This window comes from Paenibacillus silvae, assembly GCF_014639235.1.
Lineage (GTDB): Bacteria > Bacillota > Bacilli > Paenibacillales > Paenibacillaceae > Paenibacillus > Paenibacillus silvae.
In genome coordinates, this window is record NZ_BMFU01000023.1 from 17,702 (window position 1) to 40,048 (window position 22,347).

The 22,347-nt window shown below is 46.7% G+C and carries 21 protein-coding genes; 13 read left to right on the plus strand and 8 right to left on the minus strand.

The genetic code is table 11. From position 1 onward, the window contains the following. Positions 1-11 precede the first annotated feature (11 nt). The 3 genes from IEW26_RS29270 to IEW26_RS29280 form a co-directional block, all read right to left on the minus strand. A complete protein-coding gene (locus IEW26_RS29270) occupies positions 12-986 on the minus strand; it encodes a DUF4367 domain-containing protein (protein ID WP_188594906.1) in 975 nt (324 codons plus the stop codon). Beyond that, positions 934-1,533, minus strand: coding sequence for an RNA polymerase sigma factor (locus IEW26_RS29275; RefSeq protein WP_229730101.1), 600 nt, complete (start codon positions 1,531-1,533; stop codon positions 934-936). Before IEW26_RS29275 ends, IEW26_RS29270 begins: the two co-directional genes overlap by 53 nt. A 241-nt stretch (positions 1,534-1,774) precedes the next feature. Further along, the gene (locus IEW26_RS29280; protein WP_188594907.1) at positions 1,775-2,359 is read right to left on the minus strand and encodes an N-acetylmuramoyl-L-alanine amidase family protein; all 585 of its coding nucleotides are present in this window, start codon (positions 2,357-2,359) and stop codon (positions 1,775-1,777) included. A 94-nt stretch (positions 2,360-2,453) separates the two neighbouring features. Here IEW26_RS29280 and IEW26_RS29285 point away from each other — a divergent pair, with 94 nt between their 5' ends. The 6 genes from IEW26_RS29285 to IEW26_RS29310 all read left to right on the plus strand — a co-directional run bounded on the left by IEW26_RS29285 (position 2,454) and on the right by IEW26_RS29310 (position 6,502). Further along, the gene (locus IEW26_RS29285; protein WP_188594908.1) at positions 2,454-2,852 is read left to right on the plus strand and encodes a hypothetical protein; all 399 of its coding nucleotides are present in this window, start codon (positions 2,454-2,456) and stop codon (positions 2,850-2,852) included. A gap of 219 nt (positions 2,853-3,071) precedes the next feature. After that, positions 3,072-3,695, plus strand: coding sequence for a sigma-70 family RNA polymerase sigma factor (locus IEW26_RS29290; protein WP_188594909.1), 624 nt, complete (start codon positions 3,072-3,074; stop codon positions 3,693-3,695). Positions 3,696-3,698: 3 nt separating this feature from the next. Next, a complete protein-coding gene (locus IEW26_RS29295) occupies positions 3,699-3,878 on the plus strand; it encodes a YvrJ family protein (RefSeq protein ID WP_188594910.1) in 180 nt (59 codons plus the stop codon). After that, entirely contained in the window at positions 3,859-4,113 is a 255-nt protein-coding gene (locus tag IEW26_RS29300) for a helix-turn-helix domain-containing protein (RefSeq protein WP_188594911.1), read from the plus strand. Before IEW26_RS29295 ends, IEW26_RS29300 begins: the two co-directional genes overlap by 20 nt. Before the next feature lie 176 nt (positions 4,114-4,289). Next, the gene (locus IEW26_RS29305) at positions 4,290-4,778 is read left to right on the plus strand and encodes a copper amine oxidase N-terminal domain-containing protein (RefSeq protein WP_188594912.1); all 489 of its coding nucleotides are present in this window, start codon (positions 4,290-4,292) and stop codon (positions 4,776-4,778) included. Between the two features lie 428 nt (positions 4,779-5,206). Then, on the plus strand, positions 5,207-6,502 hold the full coding sequence (locus tag IEW26_RS29310) for a galactokinase (RefSeq protein ID WP_188594913.1): 1,296 nt from the start codon (positions 5,207-5,209) through the stop codon (positions 6,500-6,502). 111 nt (positions 6,503-6,613) lie between these two features. Here the strand turns inward: IEW26_RS29310 and IEW26_RS29315 are convergent, their stop codons facing one another. Further along, positions 6,614-7,942: an MFS transporter gene (locus tag IEW26_RS29315; protein WP_188594914.1), complete on the minus strand. Its 1,329-nt coding sequence runs from the start codon at positions 7,940-7,942 to the stop codon at positions 6,614-6,616. A 244-nt stretch (positions 7,943-8,186) separates the two neighbouring features. Here IEW26_RS29315 and IEW26_RS29320 point away from each other — a divergent pair, with 244 nt between their 5' ends. After that, positions 8,187-8,468, plus strand: coding sequence for a hypothetical protein (locus IEW26_RS29320; protein WP_188594915.1), 282 nt, complete (start codon positions 8,187-8,189; stop codon positions 8,466-8,468). Between the two features lie 69 nt (positions 8,469-8,537). Here IEW26_RS29320 and IEW26_RS29325 read toward each other — a convergent pair whose 3' ends face one another. Further along, positions 8,538-9,065 carry a hypothetical protein gene (locus IEW26_RS29325; protein ID WP_188594916.1) on the minus strand — a complete coding sequence of 176 codons (528 nt, stop codon included), beginning with the start codon at positions 9,063-9,065 and terminating at the stop codon, positions 8,538-8,540. A 251-nt stretch (positions 9,066-9,316) separates the two neighbouring features. Here IEW26_RS29325 and IEW26_RS29330 point away from each other — a divergent pair, with 251 nt between their 5' ends. Further along, positions 9,317-9,721, plus strand: a complete 405-nt coding sequence (locus tag IEW26_RS29330; RefSeq protein ID WP_188594917.1) for a RidA family protein — start codon at positions 9,317-9,319, stop codon at positions 9,719-9,721. 128 nt (positions 9,722-9,849) lie between these two features. On the opposite strand, the gene IEW26_RS29335 is transcribed toward IEW26_RS29330, so the two are convergent. Genes IEW26_RS29335 through IEW26_RS29345 form a run of 3 tightly spaced genes read right to left on the minus strand, consistent with a single transcriptional unit; the run spans position 9,850 to position 13,608 of the window. After that, on the minus strand, positions 9,850-11,013 hold the full coding sequence (locus IEW26_RS29335) for a Ger(x)C family spore germination protein (RefSeq protein ID WP_188594918.1): 1,164 nt from the start codon (positions 11,011-11,013) through the stop codon (positions 9,850-9,852). Beyond that, positions 11,010-12,515, minus strand: a complete 1,506-nt coding sequence (locus tag IEW26_RS29340) for a spore germination protein (protein WP_188594919.1) — start codon at positions 12,513-12,515, stop codon at positions 11,010-11,012. The genes IEW26_RS29335 and IEW26_RS29340 overlap by 4 nt, the downstream gene beginning before the upstream one ends. Then, positions 12,472-13,608, minus strand: a complete 1,137-nt coding sequence (locus tag IEW26_RS29345) for a GerAB/ArcD/ProY family transporter (protein ID WP_188594920.1) — start codon at positions 13,606-13,608, stop codon at positions 12,472-12,474. The genes IEW26_RS29340 and IEW26_RS29345 overlap by 44 nt, the downstream gene beginning before the upstream one ends. 745 nt (positions 13,609-14,353) lie before the next feature. Between IEW26_RS29345 and IEW26_RS29350 the strand changes: the two genes are divergently transcribed. The 5 genes from IEW26_RS29350 to IEW26_RS29370 all read left to right on the plus strand — a co-directional run bounded on the left by IEW26_RS29350 (position 14,354) and on the right by IEW26_RS29370 (position 21,433). Next, the gene (locus IEW26_RS29350; protein ID WP_188594921.1) at positions 14,354-15,247 is read left to right on the plus strand and encodes an NAD(P)-dependent oxidoreductase; all 894 of its coding nucleotides are present in this window, start codon (positions 14,354-14,356) and stop codon (positions 15,245-15,247) included. Positions 15,248-15,560: 313 nt separating this feature from the next. After that, on the plus strand, positions 15,561-16,307 hold the full coding sequence (locus tag IEW26_RS29355; protein WP_188594922.1) for a nuclease-related domain-containing protein: 747 nt from the start codon (positions 15,561-15,563) through the stop codon (positions 16,305-16,307). A gap of 367 nt (positions 16,308-16,674) precedes the next feature. Continuing rightward, a complete protein-coding gene (locus IEW26_RS29360) occupies positions 16,675-18,681 on the plus strand; it encodes an ABC transporter ATP-binding protein (protein ID WP_444543969.1) in 2,007 nt (668 codons plus the stop codon). After that, complete coding sequence (locus IEW26_RS29365; RefSeq protein WP_188594924.1) at positions 18,662-20,503, plus strand: ABC transporter ATP-binding protein; 1,842 nt, start codon at positions 18,662-18,664, stop codon at positions 20,501-20,503. Before IEW26_RS29360 ends, IEW26_RS29365 begins: the two co-directional genes overlap by 20 nt. Before the next feature lie 627 nt (positions 20,504-21,130). Beyond that, a complete protein-coding gene (locus IEW26_RS29370) occupies positions 21,131-21,433 on the plus strand; it encodes a hypothetical protein (protein WP_188594925.1) in 303 nt (100 codons plus the stop codon). Positions 21,434-22,347: the final 914 nt, after the last annotated feature.

Sequence of the window (22,347 nt, forward strand, 5' to 3'; positions counted from 1 at the left end):
ATCCGGAAAATTTAACGATCAGATGCTGGAATCAGAGTCTCCGCAATGTGGATTAACTCTTCCAGTGGAACCACACCTTCTCGAACACCAAGCGTGTAGTGGTATGCGTACTTGGTTTTCGGCTCCTGATAAACCCACATTAGTTCTGTGACATCACCGCCGTATGTTCGCGCGATCACATCTTGTCCGTGAATTTTAATTTTGCGACTGGTGGTGTTGAGATCCTCATCATATGAAGCGATCAGTGGTTCCTTATCCTTGTTATTCATAATACTTAGCGAGATTTCATTCTGTCCGCTAACGTAGGTCATGGAAGAGAGCCAGAATTGATCGGTTACAGGCACAGGCATTAGCGCATGATCCTGGCCTGAGGTTTGAGCTTGAAGGCGCAGCTCTTGAACCAAGGCTTCTTTTTTCTCATCCGAAAGCTCATATACATCCTGCTTGTACTCCATGCTTACACTTGCTTTCTGAAAAGTATATGTACGTGAAGCACCTGATAGCTTTTGAGATAGCGGTATGCCAGGAACATGAACCATGTGGCTTAATTGCTCAAAATTTTCAACTCTAAGCGGGTTAGAGCGAATATCGAACTGATGATGTGGGTTATTCGGAACGACATAGATCAATGCGGCTTCACCCGGTTTAATCTCATTCATCCAGATTTCATTCATACGTCCCAATCGCAGCTGTTCTTCTTGAGATAGTTGGTGCACAGGATCAGCAGTGAGTGGTTTTTCTTCCAAAAGAACATCGCCTTTATCGTTGAATAACGACTGATAATTCATTGCCGCAAATCCGGTGGATGCTGTCAGCAACAAGCCTGCGATCAGCAGAACCCCGACACGATGTTTGACGATGAATCGCTCTTTCGGTGCGGATTCTTTGTGAATCAGGCTCATGATCCGATCTTGCAGGTCAGTGCCTGAAGGTTCAACTTTTTGAAATAGTCGTTTCAGCTCGTGTTCGGGATCGTTGTGCTTCATTTGGCTTTTCCTCCTCTTGGCTGACGTAGTTCTTTCTGAATTTGGCAGCAGCACGTTGAAATTTTTTGCGTAAATTAGCGGTATTCTGATTCAGTACGAGACTGATATCGCTGTAGCTTTTGTCCTCGACACAGCGCAGGATTAGTAAGCTTCGTTCTTCTGCGGACAGTGCAGCAAGTGCGTGTAAAACGGCAGGGTTATAATATTTGTGATCGATCGCTTGATCCACGTGATTGTTCTCCCGGTCATTTTTGTACAGAAAAGGCAGTAGCCTTGTGACCTTGCGCTTGCGAAGCATATCAATGGAATGGTTATAGGCAATGCGGTACAGCCACGCTTCGAAAGGTCGATCCGGTTGATAGGTATGCAGTCCGCGATAAGCCTTCAGGAATACCTCCTGGCTGCAGTCCTCTGCTTCGCCGTAATCCCCCAGCATGTGGTAGCAGTAGTTAAAGATGAATTTTTCACAGCGAATGACGATCAAGGCATACTTATCTTTTTCTCCTTGCATCACATCCTTGATGATCTGCTGAATTGGTTCTTCCAAGTGATTCCCCCCTAACATATAGTATGACGGTATGAGAGATACAAAATGTGACAGGGGGACAGTTTTCAGCATAAATTTATTTCTTTTGTTACAATATTGCTTCTATTCTTTGCTTGTTTGATACCAATTTGAAACAAATAGCCATGCTACTCCAAGTTATAATTCCTTTAATTGGAAGATTACCCACTGATGAGCGTAAAAATAATTTAAAAAGCCGGGAGAGAGTTCTCCCAGCTTTCGTTTATCCAAAATAATTTTTCAAACCGTTAAGAACGCCTGTAGCAAAATCAAGTGATGCTTCATACATCGGATAATCCAGATTGCTTAACGCGGTTGGGTTAGTAATGTACTCCACTTCGATCAGTGCTCTAGGATACGTTGCACTTGATGGGTATCGTAGTACACCGAGAGATCCAACAGCAGCTTGTGTGTCATCTAACACACCTCGGTCATTTGTACCTAGGGCAGCAACAACAGCTGTCTGAAGAGTTTGTGCAAAGTTCTTGTCTCCCGAGCGAGTCTTGGCATAGTAGGTTTCCGTACCGCTTGCTGTTGTACTGCCTCCATTCCAATGGATACTGATAACGGCATCTACTTTTTCATTTTGTCCTTTTTGCCAGCGATCATTAACGCCTACACTTGTATCAGAAGTTCTTGTCATCACGACGTTTACACCTGCATTGGTTAGATATGACTTGACGGAGTTAGCAAAAGTAAATGCCAGATTTTTCTCGTATACCGTGCTTCCATTTAATTTACCACTTGCTCCATTGTCTGTACCACCGTGACCTGGGTCAATCAGTATCTTTTTCCCTTTCAATGCCATCCTTAATCACCTCTATGAATTATTTTGATTGGCGCCAATCTATTTCATAAAGCGTAATGAATTTAACTTTAAACAACCTACAAGGAGAATTTTGATGAAAAAAAAATGGTTTTTTCTGTTTTTCATATTATTACTGACTCTCTTTGCTTGCTCTTCTGCTAAAAAGGCTGAATTAACTCTATCCTCACCGATAGAAGGGGCTAAACTTGAAACAACCACACTTCGTATTGCTGGCAGCATTTCAGATCAAAATGTTTCATATTTCTTTTATCAGATTGAAGATGGGCATTCTTTTATTGGCAGCGGTAAGATTACAATAAATGATGGGGAATTTGATGAGATGGTAGAATTTAATACTCCATCGAATGGCGGTGGAATGGTAAACTTTTATCTCGATGAAGATGGTGATGGTAATTTTGATGAGGAGAAGGACACACAGAAGGTTCTTCTTTCAATCCCGGTTACTTATGATGAATCCATCGTAAAGAGATGAGGTATTCATAAGGATAATATTTAGACATTAGCCTAATCGGCTGATGTCTTTTTTTATAATGCTGATCAAGAGAAAACTGCATTGAAGCTGATTTAGATTATTTTGTTCATTATGGAAAAAATGTAGTATAATAATAGGAACGTTTGTTCCTATATGGTTGTTTTTATCATTGTTTAAGACGCTTTGATATGTATTAAGACTTAAAGGAGGGAATTCTGGATGAGCACTTTAGATAGCAAGCATGATTGCACTACGCATACAGTCAGTTCACGGTTTAAGGAGTACAAACGCGAGAATCCTGAGTTATTTTGCAATCGGATAGTCTTGAATTTTTTTGAGCAGGAGAGGCACCAACGATTATTGTTAGATTTTATAGGAGGGGAGGTTGGAAAAGAAGAGGAGTTAAATGAGTCCTTCCGCAAGTATTTCTTTCAAATTCGGTTTGTCACGTATGTCTCATCTTCGCTAAAATTTATGAGTATTGATCAAATGCGGCGTAATCAACGTTATGCAACTCGAAATGTACTGATCTATGACAGACCATCCTCCGAGGATTCGAATGTATGCATCGGTGAGACGATTAGTACCTATCAAACTGCCTTGCATACGTCGCAGAGGGATGAGCGGTCTTCGCATTTTCAGGATGGTTTTGCAGACGAGCATGTCGAGTTGGCATATGAGAGTTTGACAAATAAACAGAAGCATGTAACAACGCTATATTATGGACAGGGGTATCATGACCATGAAATTGCCAGTAGACTTCAGGTTAGTCAGCAGGCCGTAGTGAAGACAAGACATGCAGCCTTGAAAAAAATGAAAAATTTACTGGAAAAAGAGGGGTAGAGCATGGAGAATAGCGTAATTGCGACTTTCATAACAGGAATCAGTCAGGTTGGCTTCCCTATCATGATTACATTTTATTTATTTACCCGATTTGAGAAAAAGCTGGATCAGCTGTCAGTAAACATCAGCTCTCTGATCGAGGTAATCAAAGCGGTGATTAAAGATGAATCCAAACAAGGTTGAATTCTATGATGCAGTGCAGAGGGCACAGAATGGAGATCGGGAAAGTATGTTTCAACTCATTAATGCTTTTCAGCCTATCATTCAACAAATGAGACATCAGGTCAGACCTCAAGACCGTGATGATTTGTCACAAACCATTGTTGAAGGATTGATCATTAAAATCATGAATTATAAGTTGGAGCATGTGCCTACATACTCGGAATTCTGCGACCAACTGCTGTTTAAAGCGGAATGAAAGACACATACTGTAAATTAAATTTTGTTAACGTACAACCCTGTTCATATTCAAGGCGATAATAAGCCAAGAGGGGAATATGAATAGGGTTGTTGTTTTGAATAGATCAGCATCATATTTTCTTTTCTATGTTAAACTTTGCTAAAGGAGCTTAAACAAGAAGGGATGAGATTCCTATGAAAAAAATGATGATGTTCATCGCTGCACTATGCGTTGTATCTGTGGCCGGCGCACTGTATGCTTCAGCTGCCAAAGTCAGCGCAGCCGCGTCTACGCCAGAATACAGCTTAACTGTCAATGGAAGAGTGGTAGAAGCTAAACGTGCAGAGCAGATGGCTTATGAACAAAAAGGAACAGTGATGGTGCCTTTGAGAGCTGCGGCGGAAGCCCTTGGCTATAAAGTTAGCTGGCTTGCAGAGGAAAAAGCTGTGAAGGTGGATGAGAGTATACAGTCTGCAATGGTGAAGGAAGGCAGTACAGAGGCAAAATTTACGGGCAAGCTGAAGATTATTAATCTGACCCAGAATGTGCAGTTGCCTGCAGCTGTTCAGTCCATAAAGGGTGTGATGTATGTACCCGTGACATTTTTTGAGCCTTTCTTTAACGAGATCATCGTCAAGGAAGGCAGCGTCTCCATCTCGGCACAATCGGCAACAATCCACTAATTCTACATACGGTCATAGTTGCTGTGCATCATAAGTCTTGAACCTTTAACAAACTGCTTCACATGGAGCGATTCTTAAAGGTTTTTTATTTTGCAGAACCGTCATCAGGAAGCGCCATAGTAAGAAGAACTTTCTTATCGGCATGTATAGTCCCACATCAATTTAATAAAAATAAGATAGAAATGATATCGTCGCTCCGCCTCTCTCTGTTCTCTTCTAGCATGTGTGTTACGCATCGGATGACCTAACCCTCCGCATTTTTTCGAATTGGACACATGTTTCAAAAAACGCTTCCAAAATTTCAATTCTGCCCTACCTTTTCGGCTCAGAAGCTGAGATAATGGGGATGGCTAATCCGATGAAGGATTTTAGACGACATAAGGGATAGCGGTTACATGCCGCTTGCATATGAAATGGGAGGAATAGAGATGACCACACAAGTAACACAGCTTATTCAATCAACACAGGGACAGGCCTTGCTTGCGCAAATGTACGGACCACAGCATGTAGAGGAGCAGGGTGCCCGTTATGTGAAGCTGGATGCTTCATTCCGTGAACACTTTGGTGAGCAGGATAACATGCATCTGTTCAGTTCTCCGGGACGCAGCGAGATCGGCGGCAATCATACGGATCATAACCATGGCAAAGTGCTCGCGGGAAGCATTACACTGGACACGATTGCAGTATCGGTGCCAACAGGCGACAATGTAATTACGTTCTACTCCGAGGGATACGACAAAAAGTATGTGATCAACCTTGCTGACCTGAAGCCTAACGCGGAGGATGACGGTACAACCGGATTGATCCGTGGTATGGCGGCAGGCTTTGTGGAATTGGGCTACAGCATTGGCGGCTTCAAAGCGGACATTTCCAGTAACGTATTCGCGGCTTCCGGTGTAAGTTCTTCTGCGTCCTTCGAAATGCTGATCTGCACCATCCTGAACCATTTCTACAATGATGGCAAGCTGGATGTGGTGACACTGGCAAAAATCGGACAGTATGCTGAAAATCATTACTGGAACAAGCCGTCCGGCCTTCTGGATCAGATGGCTTGCGCATATGGCGGCCTGATCTCGATTGATTTTGCCAATCCGGCTGAACCTGTGATTGAACCTGTGGAATGGAATTTCCAGGAGAACGGATATTCCCTGGTCATCGTGAATACAGGCGGCAACCACGCCGACCTGACGGAAGATTATGCTGCTGTTCCTAACGAGATGAAGGCTGTCGCGAAGGCACTTGGCGCTGAGTACGTGCGTGAAATTTCGGAAGAGGACATCTATGCGAAGCTGCCTGCGATCCGTGAAGCGGCTGGAGATCGTGCGGTATTGCGTGCGCTGCATTTCCTGGCTGAGAATAAACGGGTGGATGGACAAGTGGCGGCTTTGCGTGAAGGTCGTTTTACGGACTTCTTGTCACTGATCACTGCATCGGGGAACTCGTCATGGAAATGGCTGCAAAACGTGTATCAAAGCGGCGCGACTCGTGCACAGGAAATCTCAGTGGCGCTTGCGCTGACCGAGAACTATTTGAGCAATCTGGGAGACGGCGCATGCCGAGTGCATGGCGGTGGATTCGCAGGCGTTATTCTGGCGATTGTTCCTAATGCCAAAGCAGAGGAGTATATGAACTGGATGCGCGGCATGCTGGATACACCAGTGATCGTGGTTAACGTGCGTCAGCACGGTTCCATCTGCTTGAATGCGGAACTAAATCAGGCTTAATCATAGTCATACGTAGACTATAATTTAACGAAAAGCGGGCTCAAGTGGGAAGTATCCCACGGAGCCCGCTTTTTTTCTTAGTTCTATTTGGAGTGTGAAGAATGAGCTACATCATGATATGGACGACTGCCGTGACTGCTCAGGTACATTTCGCATTTTGGAAGCAAACAGGAAACAGGCCACGATGTAAACCGCACTAAGCAGCAAATAGGGCAGCTGCAGCGAGAACAGACGGTCAAAAAAGGTTTCGCTTACCCGAACGAGCAAACCGCCAAGCAAGGTGCCGATGGCGCTGATGCCAAAGGAAAGGAAACGGAACACACTCCCTACACGCCCGAGCAATTCATTAGGCACGGAACGCTGCAGGATCGACGAACGGGTTACGTTGTAGACAACAATGAAAAAGGCTGCGCAGAAGTATAGACCACCGACTACATATGCATTGGATGTCAGACCAACCGCTCCATAGAGCAGGCCCATAGCTAGGATAGATAAAAGGATGAGCTGCTTCGAACTCCAGCGTTTGCGCATAGAAGCCACAGCCTGACTCCCCAGAATACTGCCGAGGGTGGCGATCGAGATCAGGATACCAAAAGCATAGGCTTCAAGCTGCAGTACTTCACGTACAAAGAAAATCTGGGTTACCAGAATCATGGAGAACATCAGCGTAATGGTAACTGACAAAATAGCCAGACCACGTAGAAATTGATCCTGAAATACATACCGAATCCCCAGCCACATTTCCTTTTTCCAATTTTTCAGCGGACGGGCCTGCTGCTCGTTCTCCTCTTGAGTCGTTTGTTGCTTGGAAGCTGCCGCAGACGTTTCCTGAGCTTGGGCTGCTTTCGTGATAGTCGGCTGGAAGCTGCCGCGTAAGCCAATGATTAGCAGAAGGGAGAGCACCGCTGTTACGGTGTCGATGGCAAAAGGATACACGATATGCATCGTGATAATAAATCCGCCGAGGGCTACGCCCAGAATATCGCTGGTAATCAGCTGCCCGGCTGTGAACTGGCCATTGGCCTTTTCCAGCTTTTTTTCCTCCACAATCTGCGGAATAATCGTTTGCACCGTACTGTCAAAGACAACACGACTCAGACCGATTCCGAACATAAACAAGGCAAGCAGCGGTATGCTGATCCAGCCTCCCCAGATACAGATCGTCAGCATGAATAGAAACAGCATTCGGGTAAAGCTGGCTCCAACGAGCATATGCTTGCGTGAATATCGGTCAATGAGAACACCAACCGGCAAGCTGAAAATGAGCCAAGGTAGACGCAAGGCTGTCATTGTAATGGATGCATATAATGTATCGGTTGTTAGGGTGGAGACAAGCCAGGGTACAGCAGCTAGCGTTAATCCGTCTCCTAGAAAAGTAAGGGAAAAGGCACCGAACAGCTTGGCGTAGTTATGTTTCACAGCGTGTGCTTCGTTCTTCATTCCTTCCTCCGTTTCGTAGATGTAGATGGTTTTCTGTCACAGTTAGCAAGGTAAAATGATAAATTTGGTGTAATACCAATGTATGTTATTGTAAAATGGATTTCAATCCTGATTTTGTAAGCCTTTTCTGATGTTCGTGATCCTGATGTACATGATATAAAACATGCTTTGCATCAAACTTGTTTGTCTCAGGTGTGTTATTTATCTTATGGAATACAGAAATGAACTAAGAGGAGGGATATTCATGAATACAACAAAGGTTGAAGCAAGTCAGACAGAGGGGCATTTGTATGAGGAGCTTGGTCATGTACTAGGCGAGTTTTCGGAAGGGGAACGGAGGCAGGTTATGCAGCGTATGATCCATCGATTGAAGTTTAAGCAATGGCGCAATGAGCGTTTAAGCTGGATTGAAGACTCTTGGAATAGTGCTAAACCAGTCAAGCTCTGGGTCTGCATCGCCACTGGAGCGCTGGCACCGGTTGTATTTTTCTGTGTGTTCATTTGGGTATCTCTTTGGGTGGAGTAGCGGTATAAGAAATAAAAAAATAGTTAGATTCGGGAGAGAACAAGCTCCGAGTCTAACTATAATTCATTATTATTTATTCATCATTTTGACCTGACCCTGTACATATTCATGGTAGTCACGAAAACTGTTGATATGCTGCAGGGCATCCGTCTTCGCAGACTGGATTTTAATTTTTCCGGATTGAGGTTTGCTTTTCATTTCGGCCACTGCATTCTTGGAGCCTTCAATATCTCCTGACATCTCCTGAATTCGTTGTAGCAAAGCAGGATGACCGTCATACTGCAGCATCTCGGCGAGGGGTCTCATCTCTTCCAGTTTCTGACTGGAACGTTCCAGTGTTGTCATGACCTGATCCTCATCCGTACTTACGCTCAGGGAAACCATGCGATGAATATGATCCTTCTCCATGCGTTCAAGTGCTTCAAGGTGAGAGGCTTCCAGACGTTTGGGGTCTCCCCAGCTTTGGGCCTGTTCATTATGATTAGGCTGATCTACGGCCGATCGGCTGGTATTGTTGTTCCCGTTCCCACACCCCCATACCAAGGATATACATACGAATATGGTTCCTATAACAACTAATTTTTTTTTCAAACTCATGCCGTTACTCCTTCCGTATTTTTCTAAAGGTAGTGTGAGCTATGGCATATAAAAATATGCTTGAATTCGCAATGTTTCTTTCACTTTTACCTAATATGAATGCTTGGATATATTCTGTAGCTCCTGCTATACTCAAAGGACGGGTGATAAGAATGATGGCATTATTTTCATTTGTGTGATACTAGTATGTGGCTTGGTTGAGCTACAACAGCGACGTCCGAGAGCAAGAAAATTTGAAGGGAGCGGGGCCAATGTCTGCCAATGAACGAATGCAATTTAAGAATCCGGAGAACTTGCCACCAACCTTTGGTTACACTCATGTAGTAGAAACCAGAAGCGATATGACGATTTATATTTCGGGGCAAGTACCGCTAAATAAAGAAGGGCAATTAGTCGGCGCCGGGGATCTGGCCGTTCAGACAACACAAGTCTTCGAAAACGTTAAACTTGCCTTGGAAGTAGCCGGGGTCGATTTTCATAATGTAGCTAAGTTAACCTTTTTCTTAACCGATATGAGTCAGATGGCTACCGTACGTGAAATTCGGGACCGATATATTAATACAGTAAATCCACCTGCAAGTTCAGCGGTTGAAGTTCGTAGACTGATTAACGAGGATATGATGATTGAGGTTGAGGCAATCGCAGTTAAACAATAGTACATTTAAAATGCATGGTAAAAAATCTTTTTTTAGATACCTTAGGTCTGATAAATAGATAACCTATAGATAAAGCCCTTCCCGTACATGCTTTTCATGCACCTGGAAAGGGCTTTGCATTTCTATTTTCACACTTTCCGTTTATAGCGGCCTGTATAAGGGATCGTGAGATGAACGTTTAACTCTTCAATGGAATCCTCGGTGAGAAGCAGATTTTCTCCATCGCCGCTGAGCCTGTGCCACAGCTTCGGGTTTTTGCGGTACAAATGCTCCTGCAAACCATAGACATCTACCCCTTGCTTTAAACCGTTACGATATGTTTCCATGATCTGTTTCTTGATCGTGTCCTCGCTAATGCGGGTCATTTCATCATAAGACATAGGCACAAGGTATTCATACAAAGCGGTCAGATATTTGGCATCTATTTTGAACGTAACCCGTTCTCCCCGTATAATTGGCTTGATCTTGATTGTAGGCAATCCTACACTGAGGGCCCCGTAGATGACATCATCTTTTTGAATAAGCAAGGGGGCTCGGCGCATACCTTTGATCAGCCAGTGATAACCAGGCAGCTGATTTTTAGGCATGAACTCGAATTTCTCACCCATTCGCTCGAAAAATGCGCCTTCAATCAGGAACAGTTCATGTTTCTTTTTGTTTTGAAGCCACAAATCTTTATTCAAAGAAATGGCAGGCAGATACGTTGTTGTCGCCGGATCATTGTGTGTTGCAATTAGCTCAAAGCTGAGTACAGGTTTAAACAAGGAATTCTCGAGATAGCTGGGCATCGGATTATGCAGCACACTGTCCAGCGGTGACAGATTGTAGATGGATGCGGTGCTGAGAATGTCCAGCAGAGAATCTTTGGTACCGTACACCCATGTGGTGTAACGTGCTTCCGGGAAACGGCCCATCATATCAAATACGTCCTGAATATGCTTGTTGTTCAGCACACTCTCAGCCAACACGATGGCAGTGACATGCCCCCAGGCAATGTGAAGCTGTGAGGCACGCCACAACTCATTCATGGCAAGGCTCATCGTTTTGCCCTCAGCATGGCCTACCCAGATTGGCGGAGCTTGGGACGTTTTGCTGGAATTATCGCTTTTCGCCACACTTGAGAAATCCAGTGTCTGTACATAGAGGTGATACAGGCCATCCTTGTATTCAACCCCAATGGCTTTGGCGTAATCGACCTGCTGAATCTCGTAAGAGCTCCAGCATCCGGTTGTCATAAGGCACAGAGACAGGCTCAGCAAGGTTAACAGGCAGCGTATAAGGAGTCTGTTCATTTTCGTTTTCCTTGTTTACTGGGCTTTTGTGTTTCCAGATATACGGGCCGGCGTTTGCGGAGACTGGTGGGCATTTTGAATAAGGATACAAAAGCCTGTCTGATGTTAAGCGGTGACAAGGGGGTCAAATACGGGATGCCGAAGGATTTCAGGTCTGTCAAATAGATCACAAACAGAATCATGGACAGAATGAAGCCGTAGATTCCCAATGTGGCTCCAAGGATAAAGCACAGGAAACGCAGAATCAGGATCGAACTGGTCATGACCTGATTGACAATGGTCGCACCGGCTACAATGGTCAAAGCGATGACAACAATCATCAGCGGTGAAACCATGCCGGCCCGGATGGCAGAATCACCGATAATCAGACCGCCCACAACAGTCAATGTCTGACCGATGGCACTTGGCAAACGAACCCCGGCTTCACGGAATAATTCCATAAGCAGCATGATCAGAAACATCTCCACACCGGACTCCATCGGCAGCCCCATTCGGCCTGCGGAGATCGTCGCCACAAGGGGGAAAGGAATCTGGTCCATATGAAAAGAGGTCAGTGCAATATAAAACCCTGGAAGGAACAGGGTGATAAACAGACCTATAAATCGCAGCATACGCCCCATATTAACCGATAGAAAAGGAAAGCTTGCATCCTCTGGGGATTTGAGCAGAAGAAACAGATTAACAGGTCCGATAATGGCACTCGGGTTTCCATCGACAATGAGAATAAAGCGACCGTTCAGCAGGCATTCTGCTGCAAAATCAGGTCTTCCCGTGTAATGCGTTAATGGAAATAAAGTGATCTTGGCAGGAGATAATAACTCCTCCAATTCGTTGGCTGTCATTAGACGTTCGGTCTGGATGGTGCGCAGACGATGCTTTATATCATCTATAAGCCCGGGGTTAGCTATATTTTTCATGTACATCAACGCTACCTTGGTTGCGGACAGTGAACCGATCAGTTCAATGTTACAAGCCAGATCGGCTGTTCGCAGCCGGGTGCGGATCAAAGCAACATTTACCGCCAAAGGTTCAATGAAGCCATCCCTTGCTCCGCGAATGGATACCTCGGTTGTAGATTCTTCTGGAGTTCGTGTTGGCATGTTGGAAATATCCATACTCCACATCGCTTGAAGCGAGGGGAGACCGATGAGAAGATGCCCTTCAAACACACGGAGTGATATCAGGTCCGCTCCATATTGCGGGTCTTGGGTATTAACAACGTTCCATTCCAGGCTGATATGCTTTTCTATATCGGACAAACGCATGAAGCGAGTCAATTCATAGGTTCGTTTGAGTTCGGGCAGGATGATATCATAGATAATCTGGGTATCCACCATACCGCTGCAGTAGGCCATCAACAGTTTCGTTTGCCCATCTCCAAGAGTATGACTGTCAATAATGACATCATCCGACCCGGAGAAAAACGTTGTCAGGTGATGCTGCGTGATGCGGAAAGCCTCATCCTCTGGATGGGTTGGTGTCGTTCGCGGTGGAAGGGCCATGAGCAGGTTCCTCCTTGTCCTTTTTATGTAATAGAGCAGCCAGTGTAAGCAAAATGGTGACAATGGAGACGTAAGACAGCATGACAGGAAATTGAATGTGGTCCACATAATAATCAACATAATCAATGCGCCACCATTGGATAGCCAAAGCACACATCAGCAATGTGATACAGAGGATGGCAATGTATCGTTTCCTGGGTCTGCGGAAGTTGAGCAGATCAACAATGAGGTACATGGAAATTGCCACACGGGCAAAGGCTCCGCTGAGCCACTGATAGATGGATAGAAAATCAACGTGTTGAAACAGTTTTCCGATATTAACGAGCTTCCACTGTTCAAAGGGGCTGTTTCGCTGCTTGGCCGCCTCTTCTGGTCCAAATTCCACAATGGCGCCCATCGTGGGGCCAACGGCCATACTGATCATAAAGATGCCTAGAAGAAGAATATGCCACCAGCGAAACTTGCTCTTGATCTCATGTTGAAAGAGCATTAGAATCCAGATTTCCATCAGCCCCGCCAAAGAGTAAATTACACCTCGCATCACGGGAGCCCAGCCATTCTCCAGTATAGGGAACAGCTGGCTATAGTCCTTGTATTTCATATTGGCAGACATCACAAAGTACCCGAGCACAATGACGAATGGAAGCAGAATGCTGGAGGTCATCGCAATCGAGCGAATCCCTTTGGCAGCGGACCAGGCCGCAACCAACGCACCTGCACCGGCAAGTACATAGGTTGGCGTAAAAGGAAGGTAAGTCGATACGGTCCAGTTGGTTGTTTCATATAACGTATGTGTTCCCAGTGAAAATAACAGCAGGGCTGCGGTAATACGAAAAATCCATGCAGTTACGTGACCAAATTCCCTCGCAATCCAGTCCGGGAGCCGCTGCCCGTGAATACGGCGCATAATGATAAACATCATAGCCAGAAAAAGCATAAATAGCGGTGCGGCTGCAAGCACAGAGAGCCAACCGTCACGACCTGCTGCATCCAGAATGGCGGGGATGGACAAGACATGGCAGACCAGCCCTGCGCTGAGTAAAATAATTGAAATGGATAACCAGATGGTAATCTGTCCTTTATCCTGCCCCATGCGAATCCCCCTTCCGCTTTACTACGTTTCCGTTAGGTTGTACAGTCTATGAGAAAATGATTCGCTTTTCAGTTTTTTTCACAGAAAACGTAGCTCGAGATAGACGGGCCGGGGAGAAAGCTATAACATATAACATATAGATCGAGTAACACACAGATTGCGAAGTGCATGGACGAGATATGCAGGATGAAGGAAATTCAGCTGAAGAGCAGACCAAGAGTAGATCGGTAGCAAATTCGGAGCTGATCAAGAGCATCAAGAGCAGATCAAGAGCAGATCAAGAGCAGATCAAGAGCTCAAACGGCTTAACAACCGGGTTAAAGTTGGGGTACGAGGTTTAGGGTGTTGGATGTAATATGTAATATATGGTATATGGTATGTAACATGTGGTATCTCAGCGCCCACAAAGCCTATTTATTTTAACGATCTCAGATGAGCTTATTGGAGCAAAATAAGGCCTTCAGAAATTGTAACGATTCCCAGAAACCTTATTTAGCTGAAAACACGCGAGAAATGCCCGTTTTCACATCGAATTCTTTAAATAAGCTCTCCTGTGATCGTTAGAAAATAAAAACGGGTGATATGGCCCAAATAGCGTTTCTGGAGATCGTTACAGGAATGAGAGAAGCGTTTCACCACCTGCATCATAGAATTCGAAGTTACAATTGAAGCTGAAAGTTGAACCGGGCTCATGGAATCGTAGACGAGCACATATATCATTCAAGGAACAGGGAGGAAACTTGCAATGACACAATCGGTAAAATCACCTGAAGAGACCAAAGTAGGCTTTATTGGAACTGGCGTTATGGGCAAAAGCATGGCTGGTCACATTCAGCGTGCAGGCTATCCGCTTCATGTATACACGCGCACTGCCGCTAAGGCAGAAGCGCTCGTGAAGGAAGGGGCCGTCTGGCACGAAACACCAGCTGCCTTGGCAGAGGTGTGTGATGTAATTATTACAATGGTGGGTTATCCGAAAGATGTGGAAGAGATTTATCTCGGGGAGCATGGGCTTGTGGCTCACGCGAAACCAGGCTCGTACCTGATTGACATGACCACCTCCAGTCCATTGCTGGCTGCACGCATCTCGGAGGCGGCTGCAGCCAGAGGGCTCCATGCACTGGACGCGCCTGTATCCGGCGGCGATATCGGCGCAAGGGACGGCAGGCTGTCCATTATGGTGGGCGGTGCCGCAGAAGCATTTGAAGCGGTGCGTCCGATTTTTGAGCAGATGGGCACCAACATCGTGCTGCAGGGCAAGCCAGGCGCCGGGCAGCATACCAAAATGTGCAACCAGATTGCCATCGCCTCTGGCATGCTGGGCGTATGCGAAGCACTCGCCTATGCCAAGACGTCGGGATTGGACGCGGAGAATGTGCTGAAAAGTATTGCGACAGGCGCAGCCGGAAGCTGGTCTCTCAGCAACCTTGGACCGCGTATGATCAAAGGCGATTATGAGCCTGGATTTTACGTGAAACATTTTATCAAAGACATGGGAATTGCTCTCGAATCAGCTCAAGCGATGGGTATGAAAACCCCCGGACTGGCTCTTGCTGAATCTCTGTATCAGGAAATATCAAAAAATGGCATGGACGAGAAAGGTACACAGGTGTTGTACACTTACTATCTCCAGGCTTAAATAAGGCGTGTACAACGTGAAGGCAGCAGCGGACTCTTTGGTGTAAGGCAAGGGGCTGCTGCTTTTTTCTTGGAATTGTGGACATGATTTTGGAGTACAGCATGTGTCTAAAGTCGCAGATTAGGGTATTGGATATCATGTACGTTTAACATAACAATGAATTTGATCCAACGCCCTTTACTTTTGTTCGACTTTATCCGACATAAGGTATAGAAGTATGCTTGATCATAAGGTGCCAAACATCTTGCATGTTGTGGGGCAGCGAAACATCTACATAATCAATATGCCACTCTAAATAGAACGGAGCTTGCCCATGTTCAAGAAAATCCTGTCTCTGTTCAAGACACGACCGGAGATTGCGAGTCCACTTACAGATGCTGTCCCGTCTCCTGCTTCTGCTTTGTCGCCAGCTACAGGTATTCCACCTCGTCTGACACGTGGTCGGCGCAAAAAGAAGAAGTCTGATTCCGAATGGATCAGCGCACCGCAAGAGCCATCCACAGCCGAGCTTCTGCTAGGTCTGCCTCGTGAGTATAAGGTGCTGAACGACCTGCTGGTGAGCAATCCTAAGTCTCGTTCAGGGTATTCGCAGGTGGATCATGTCGTTGTTGGCCCGCGGGCGATCTTTGTCATTGAAACCCGGAATCTGACCACAGGAGAGATTCGCGGCGGCCGGCGGGAGGCCAATTGGACGGTCAGCAGCAGTCGGGTCAAAATGTACAATCCGCTCATGCAGCACCGTGCCCATGTTGAAGCTGTCCAGGCCCATCTTGGAGATTACAAGCGGGTTCGCGTGGTCTCCATGGTCACGTTTACGAACCGCTGCCGCATCAGCATAGATCCGGCCATAAGATACGTGAATTCGGATGAAATGGTCATTTATGACCATGAATTAGTGGAAACGATTCAGCGCAAAACCGAACGGCTGGAGTCCGAGCTGCCCGAGACCTTGTATAAAGAGCAGGACATTCAGGCGATCCGGGATATGCTGCATGCCGCGAATTCGACGGATCAACAGATTCGAGCCGAACATATGGCCAAGGCCAAAGGGATTAAGTAGGACTGCTACGATCCGGCAGCGGTTTTTGGTTCAGTGTTATTGCTTTTTACGTTGTGCAAAATTCATTGAGGAAACTAAGAAAAGCAAACCCAAAAGGGATATTCCTGGTCTGGTTCGACAGATAAGGGTATCCTTTTCCTTTTTTTATTACAGATTACGGTTCATGTTCAGCGGATTTCAGGCCTAACTTTAAGGTTAATACTAAGAATGAGAAGAACGTAACGATGTAAAGTGGAAAAAATGCGATATAATAGTCGTATAGGTTACGTGAAATTTTACATAGAGTTAAAGAAAGAGAATAACGGAGCTGATGGCAAGTACCTGGTGCAGGATCGCCTGAACGATGCTCCGGGCTGGAGGAATGGGAATGATCAAGCTGTTTGTTCACTTGAAAAAGTACCGGGTCGCCGCCATTGCAGCGTTAGTCATGATGCTGATTGAATTAACGGTGGAGCTGGCTCAGCCGTATCTGATCTCCAAAATTATTGATAACGGCATCCAGCAAGGGGACCTGAACGTTGTATGGATGTGGGGAGGCGTGCTGGTGGTAAGTGCGCTGATCGCTTTTGCCGCGGGCATTGCAAGTTCATTTTTTGCCTCCCATGCCAGTTTGGGGTTTGGATATGACCTGAGGGAGAAGCTGTATGAGAAGATGCAAACGTTTTCCTATGCGGTATTTAACCGCTTTGCTACTTCGTCGCTTATCACCCGATTGACCGGGGATGTTACTCAGGTGCAGGATACGATCTTCATGAGCTTGCGTTTCATGACACGGGTTCCGCTGGTGGTGATTGGCAGCATGATGATGGCGGTGGTGGTGAACCCGAGACTGGGATTGCTGCTGGTGGTTATGGTGCCTGTGCTGCTTGTCTTTGTTATCTGGATGATCAAAAAGGCAGCGCTGCTGTTCCGCAATGTGCAGCGCAGACTGGATGCCGTCAACGGTGTCATCCAGGAAAATCTGACAGGCATTCGTCTGATCCGTGTTTTTGTTCGGATGGGCCATGAGATTGAACGCTTTGCCAGCTTCAGCGGCAAGCTGATGAAGGGCACAATCTCCGCGCTGCGCCTGACGGAGACAACAATGCCGTTCATGCTGCTGATGATGAATGGCTGTATTATTGCCGTGTTATGGTTCGGGCGGCTGGACATCAGCTCAGGCTCAGCAACGGTCGGTGAAGTGGTTGCTGTCATCAATTATTTGCTGCGTACCATTGGAGCGATGTCGGCGCTATCGTGGATTCTGGTCACTTTTTCCCGGGCAAGTGCTTCAGCACAGCGTCTGAATGAAGTGTTCGAGACAGAAGATACATCGGAGACGGAACGAACGGGACAAGGAAGCCTGGCTGGTCGGATTGCACAGATTGGAGAGAATGGCAAGCGTGATCAGAACGAACAGGTTCCATGGATGGAAGAGCACAGCAAGAATGGGCAAACCGGGAAGATGGGGCAAAGGGATCAAAGTGGAAATGTAAGTGAAAGTGAAAGCGAAAGTGAAAAGGCCCTAATTGGTGTGTCTGAGAAAGGGACAGTGCCTGCAGATTTCCCAAGTTCAATCCATCATCGTTCAGAAAGCTCTGGCGCGGGCTCTATACGGAATGAACAGAATTTTCGTGCCGTGCAAGGTGCGGTAGAGTTTAGCAAAGTGGGCTTCAGTTATCCTGGTAGTGAGATTAAAGTGCTTGAGGATATCTCGTTCTCGGCAAAAGCAGGCCAGCGAATTGCCATTATGGGCGCAACCGGATCAGGAAAATCGTCTCTGGTTCAGCTGATTCCGCGGCTCTATACCGAAGAACAGGGGCGGGTGCGTATTGATGGCGCAGATGCGTCAGCGCTGGATTTGCCGACGCTGCGCGGTTCAATCGGTTACGTGCCACAGGAGGTAATCCTGTTCACCGGCTCCGTGCGGGAGAATATCGCCTGGGGACGTGAAGATGCTTCAATGGAGGAGATTGTAGAGGCGGCAAGACGTGCGCAAATTCATGAGACGATCGAGCAGCTGCCGAATGGATATGATACGCAGCTGGGCCAAAGAGGGGTTAACCTTTCCGGCGGACAGAAGCAGCGCCTCTCGATTGCGAGAGCTTTGGTACGCCGTCCAAGCATTCTCATTCTTGATGACAGCACAAGCGCACTGGATGTAGCTACGGAAGGCCGCTTGCTGGATGCGTTGGAGGAGCTCTCCTGTACGACGTTTATTATTACGCAAAAGATCAGCTCGACGACTTCGGCCGACTTGATTCTGTTATTGGACGATGGCCGGCTGATCGGACAGGGCAAACATGAAGACTTGATGGGGTCGTCGGAGCTTTATCGTCGAATTCATGAATCACAATACGGGGAGGGTGCGCAGTATGTTCAAAGCATTCATTGAACCGTTCCGTCAGCCACGGCCTGCACTTGATCCCGAATCACTTCGTTCAGGCAGTGGACGCAAACCGAAGGCAAGAGCCAAAAACTGGTCAGGTACGCTGGGGCGAATCTGGAGTTACCTTGCACGCCGCAAGGTCAAGCTTTCGCTTGTGCTGCTCATGGTTCTGGCCAGCTCGGGTCTGGCTTTGCTTGGTCCGTATATGGTCGGCGTGGCGGTGGATCAATTTATAGCCGGAGAAGCGACAAGCTCTAGCTGGATCACGTTTCTGCTGGGGCTGACAGCGGTGTATGTCCTCTTTTCGCTCACCTCCTGGCTGCAAAATATATGGATGATAGAGATCGCACAGGAAACGGTATTCCGCATGCGTTATGACTTGTTCTCCCATCTGCACAAATTGCCAATCCCGTTCTTTGGCAAACGTCAGCAGGGTGAGATTATGAGCCGGGTTACCAATGATATCGAGAATGTGAGCAGTACGCTGAATAGCTCGGCGATTCAGATTTTTTCGAGTGTATTAACCCTGCTCGGCACTTTAGGAGTAATGTTGTGGCTTAGTCCGCTGCTGACCTTGCTTACATTTATCGTTGTGCCTCTGATGGCCCTCGGCATGAGATGGATTACACGCCGAACAGGCCCGCTCTTCAAAGAGCGGCAGCGAAATCTTGGTGAACTCAACGGTTATATTGAGGAGACGTTATCCGGTCAGCGCATCATCAAGGCTTTTTCACAGGAGGAACGGGTTATTCGCGGCTTTGAAGAGCGGAATATGCGTATTCGCATTTCGGCCTTCTGGGCGCAGACCATATCCGGTTTTATCCCGAAACTGATGAATGGGCTCAACAATCTGAGCTTTGCGATTGTCGCGGGCATCGGTGGCATCTTGGCGATTCAGGGCTCTGTGACCGTGGGTGTCATTATTATCTTTGTAGAATATGCGCGTCAATTCACACGTCCGCTGAACGATCTGGCGAATCAGTGGAACACACTGTTGTCTGCGATTGCGGGTGCAGAGCGGGTATTCGAGGTGCTGGACGAGGATGAGGAAGCGAAGGATGAAGGGGCAGCGATTGCTTTGGATAAAATGGAGGGCAACGTCCGGTTCGACAATGTATCGTTCGGATACGATGAGGGACGTGATATTCTGCGCGGCATTAGCTTTCAGGCAAAGCCTGGCGAGATGATTGCGCTGGTGGGGCCAACGGGAGCGGGGAAAACCACGCTGATTCAGCTGTTATCCCGTTTCTATGATCCGACAAGTGGAGTCATTATCGTGGATGGGCATCCGATGACGAGCATTCGTCGTGATAATTTGCGCTCGCACATGGCGTTTGTATTGCAGGATTCATTTTTATTTCAAGGAACGATTCGTGAAAACATCCGGTTTGGACGTCTGGATGCCACCGATGAAGAGGTGGAGGCTGCTTCGAAGCTGGCGAATGCCCATTCCTTCATTATGCGAATGAAGGATGGCTACGACCGGGTGCTGCAAGCGGACGGGAGCGGCATCAGCCAAGGGCAGAAGCAGCTGCTTGCGATTGCCCGGGCCATTCTGGCTGACCCGTCCATTCTGGTATTGGATGAGGCCACCAGCAGCATTGACACTGTGACCGAGATCAAAATTCAGGAGGGGCTGGAACGTTTGATGCAAGGCCGCACCAGCTTTGTCATTGCGCACAGGCTGAACACGATCCGCCAGGCTGATCGGATTCTGGTGCTGAAGGATGGACGGCTGCTGGAGCAGGGATCACATGACGAGCTGCTGAAGCAGGGCGGATTCTATAGTGAGCTGTACCACAGTCAGCTGCGGAAGAAGGCACAGTAAGCTGCAAAAATGTAGTTGTTCGGAGCGGATTGAGCGAAGTGAAATGAAGAGAAGGGAAGAGATAGAGAAGTGAAGTGAAGTTGATTTTATAAAAGAAGAGTTACGAGAAGTATGAAGGGGAAATTAGGTGAATGGCGCAGAGATCTAATGAAGTGAAGCTTGATGCAGAGCGCCAATTAAGTTAAGCAGGTCGGGAAATGCGGGGAAGTGGGGTATGAGCTTAAGTGGGGATCGCGGAACAGAAGAGTGATGGGGAAACAGAGGCGTGGTGAGTTGTTCTGAGCTCGATTTTTGAGTAATGAGTGATGAATAGTGAGTAATGAGCGATGAGTAGTGAAAGAAGATTGGGGATCGTGTAGCAGGAGAAGTGATGGAAATACAGGAGACGTGGTGAGTAGTTCTGGACTCGATTTTTGAGTAATGAATGGTGCTGAGTTCTGGACTCTGAGTAAATGAGTGCTAAGTGGTGCGGAGTAGAGTCGTGTGGGTCGAGTAATGATGAGTAATATGTAATGGAGCGTGGGGAGTTTAGCAGTTTAAGTAGTCTAAGCTTTTGTGCTGAACGGCATCGGATATGGCTGGTCAAATGCTGCTGCGAACGTAGTGGTTAGGAGGTTGCTGTCGCTTTTGAAAAATCAAAAAGTAGCGCACTGGCTTATTCTTTTTAATGGAATTTACGCAATTACGCTGTTACCGTATCCAGTTTTCTTTATTTTCGGATTATATAGTCAGATGGGAAGTAAACAGGGAGGCATTGAGTATTGGATTTATGCGCTGCTGCTGTCATATCCGATAGGTGTATTACTTTCTCTGTTCTGTTGGTTGTTTTATCATTTTGGGAAATACAAAACAGCGATCGCAGTGGCTAATCTTTTTCTCATATGGCTAGTTCCGCTGCTAACTTTGATTGCATGGTTGAATTACTATTGAGAAGAACAAAGAGGACTTCCGAAGAGTCATTGGCGCGTGTCTGAAAACGCTGAAGGAAGCAGATTTTACCGAAATTTTGTTCCAAGCAAAGCAGCTTACCGCACGCGTGCCGGGGCACGTCAAGGGAAAGTGACCAGCTAGGGGGCGAAAAAGCGATAAATGATGCACTTCAGTAGGTTTCGAGATATGCCGCGAGTATGACGGAAAGTTCTCTTTGGTATGTGTTTACTACTCGATAAGTCGCTGTCACGCCAACCTGATGAAATTGGGGGAGGAGGGGGATTTTTTATGGAAGCTGAACTCTAACGATCCCAGGAAAGCTTATTTGGCACTTTTTGCCCAAGTTTAAAATGTAACGATTCTGAGAGACGCTATTCAGAGAAAATCAGCTCAATTGGAGCTGAAATCGTCATTTCGCGGAGGAATAAGGTCACTGGGAATCGTTAGAGTTCTGAATGCTGGGAAATGACCCAAATAAGGTTTCTAGGAATCGTTAGAATTGGAGAGCGACGGTTTCCTGGATAACCCCGCGCCTGTCGGTTGAGCTTGAACTACAGATAAGTAGATAATCCCGTGGCTGTCCGTCGGTCATGAACTACAGATGTGTAGATACCCCGCTCTCGCCAATCGAGCATGAACTTACAGTTACCTAGATAATTCAGCGCCCCGCCGATCGAACATAAGCCACAGCTTCCCGGATAATTCTGCGCCATCGGTGGTGCCAACCCAAATTACATTCCACCACCTGAGTCTACGTTTCGCCTACAACGATCCGCACCATTAACCTGAGCCTAAACGAAGTACAATTCCCTCGTTCGTTATACAGCTTTAACCAACCATCCCATCTATGCAAGGCACTTCATCCAAAGTCCACCCAATATCTATCCACGCATCAAACGTCCATCCAACGTCCA

Excerpts from the sequence above, each read along its gene's own strand:
- IEW26_RS29315 (WP_188594914.1), bottom strand. The coding sequence starts at position 7,942 with ATGAAGAACGAAGCACACGCTGTGAAACATAACTACGCCAAGCTGTTC.
- IEW26_RS29285 (WP_188594908.1), top strand. The coding sequence starts at position 2,454 with ATGAAAAAAAAATGGTTTTTTCTGTTTTTCATATTATTACTGACTCTC.
- IEW26_RS29350 (WP_188594921.1), top strand. The coding sequence starts at position 14,354 with ATGACACAATCGGTAAAATCACCTGAAGAGACCAAAGTAGGCTTTATT.
- IEW26_RS29290 (WP_188594909.1), top strand. The coding sequence starts at position 3,072 with ATGAGCACTTTAGATAGCAAGCATGATTGCACTACGCATACAGTCAGT.
- IEW26_RS29335 (WP_188594918.1), bottom strand. The coding sequence starts at position 11,013 with ATGAACAGACTCCTTATACGCTGCCTGTTAACCTTGCTGAGCCTGTCT.
- IEW26_RS29360 (WP_444543969.1), top strand. The coding sequence starts at position 16,675 with ATGATCAAGCTGTTTGTTCACTTGAAAAAGTACCGGGTCGCCGCCATT.
- IEW26_RS29320 (WP_188594915.1), top strand. The coding sequence starts at position 8,187 with ATGAATACAACAAAGGTTGAAGCAAGTCAGACAGAGGGGCATTTGTAT.
- IEW26_RS29365 (WP_188594924.1), top strand. The coding sequence starts at position 18,662 with ATGTTCAAAGCATTCATTGAACCGTTCCGTCAGCCACGGCCTGCACTT.
- IEW26_RS29330 (WP_188594917.1), top strand. The coding sequence starts at position 9,317 with ATGTCTGCCAATGAACGAATGCAATTTAAGAATCCGGAGAACTTGCCA.
- IEW26_RS29305 (WP_188594912.1), top strand. The coding sequence starts at position 4,290 with ATGAAAAAAATGATGATGTTCATCGCTGCACTATGCGTTGTATCTGTG.
- IEW26_RS29295 (WP_188594910.1), top strand. The coding sequence starts at position 3,699 with ATGGAGAATAGCGTAATTGCGACTTTCATAACAGGAATCAGTCAGGTT.
- IEW26_RS29345 (WP_188594920.1), bottom strand. The coding sequence starts at position 13,608 with ATGGGGCAGGATAAAGGACAGATTACCATCTGGTTATCCATTTCAATT.
- IEW26_RS29340 (WP_188594919.1), bottom strand. The coding sequence starts at position 12,515 with ATGGCCCTTCCACCGCGAACGACACCAACCCATCCAGAGGATGAGGCT.
- IEW26_RS29310 (WP_188594913.1), top strand. The coding sequence starts at position 5,207 with ATGACCACACAAGTAACACAGCTTATTCAATCAACACAGGGACAGGCC.
- IEW26_RS29280 (WP_188594907.1), bottom strand. The coding sequence starts at position 2,359 with ATGGCATTGAAAGGGAAAAAGATACTGATTGACCCAGGTCACGGTGGT.
- IEW26_RS29270 (WP_188594906.1), bottom strand. The coding sequence starts at position 986 with ATGAAGCACAACGATCCCGAACACGAGCTGAAACGACTATTTCAAAAA.
- IEW26_RS29325 (WP_188594916.1), bottom strand. The coding sequence starts at position 9,065 with ATGAGTTTGAAAAAAAAATTAGTTGTTATAGGAACCATATTCGTATGT.
- IEW26_RS29355 (WP_188594922.1), top strand. The coding sequence starts at position 15,561 with ATGTTCAAGAAAATCCTGTCTCTGTTCAAGACACGACCGGAGATTGCG.
- IEW26_RS29300 (WP_188594911.1), top strand. The coding sequence starts at position 3,859 with ATGAATCCAAACAAGGTTGAATTCTATGATGCAGTGCAGAGGGCACAG.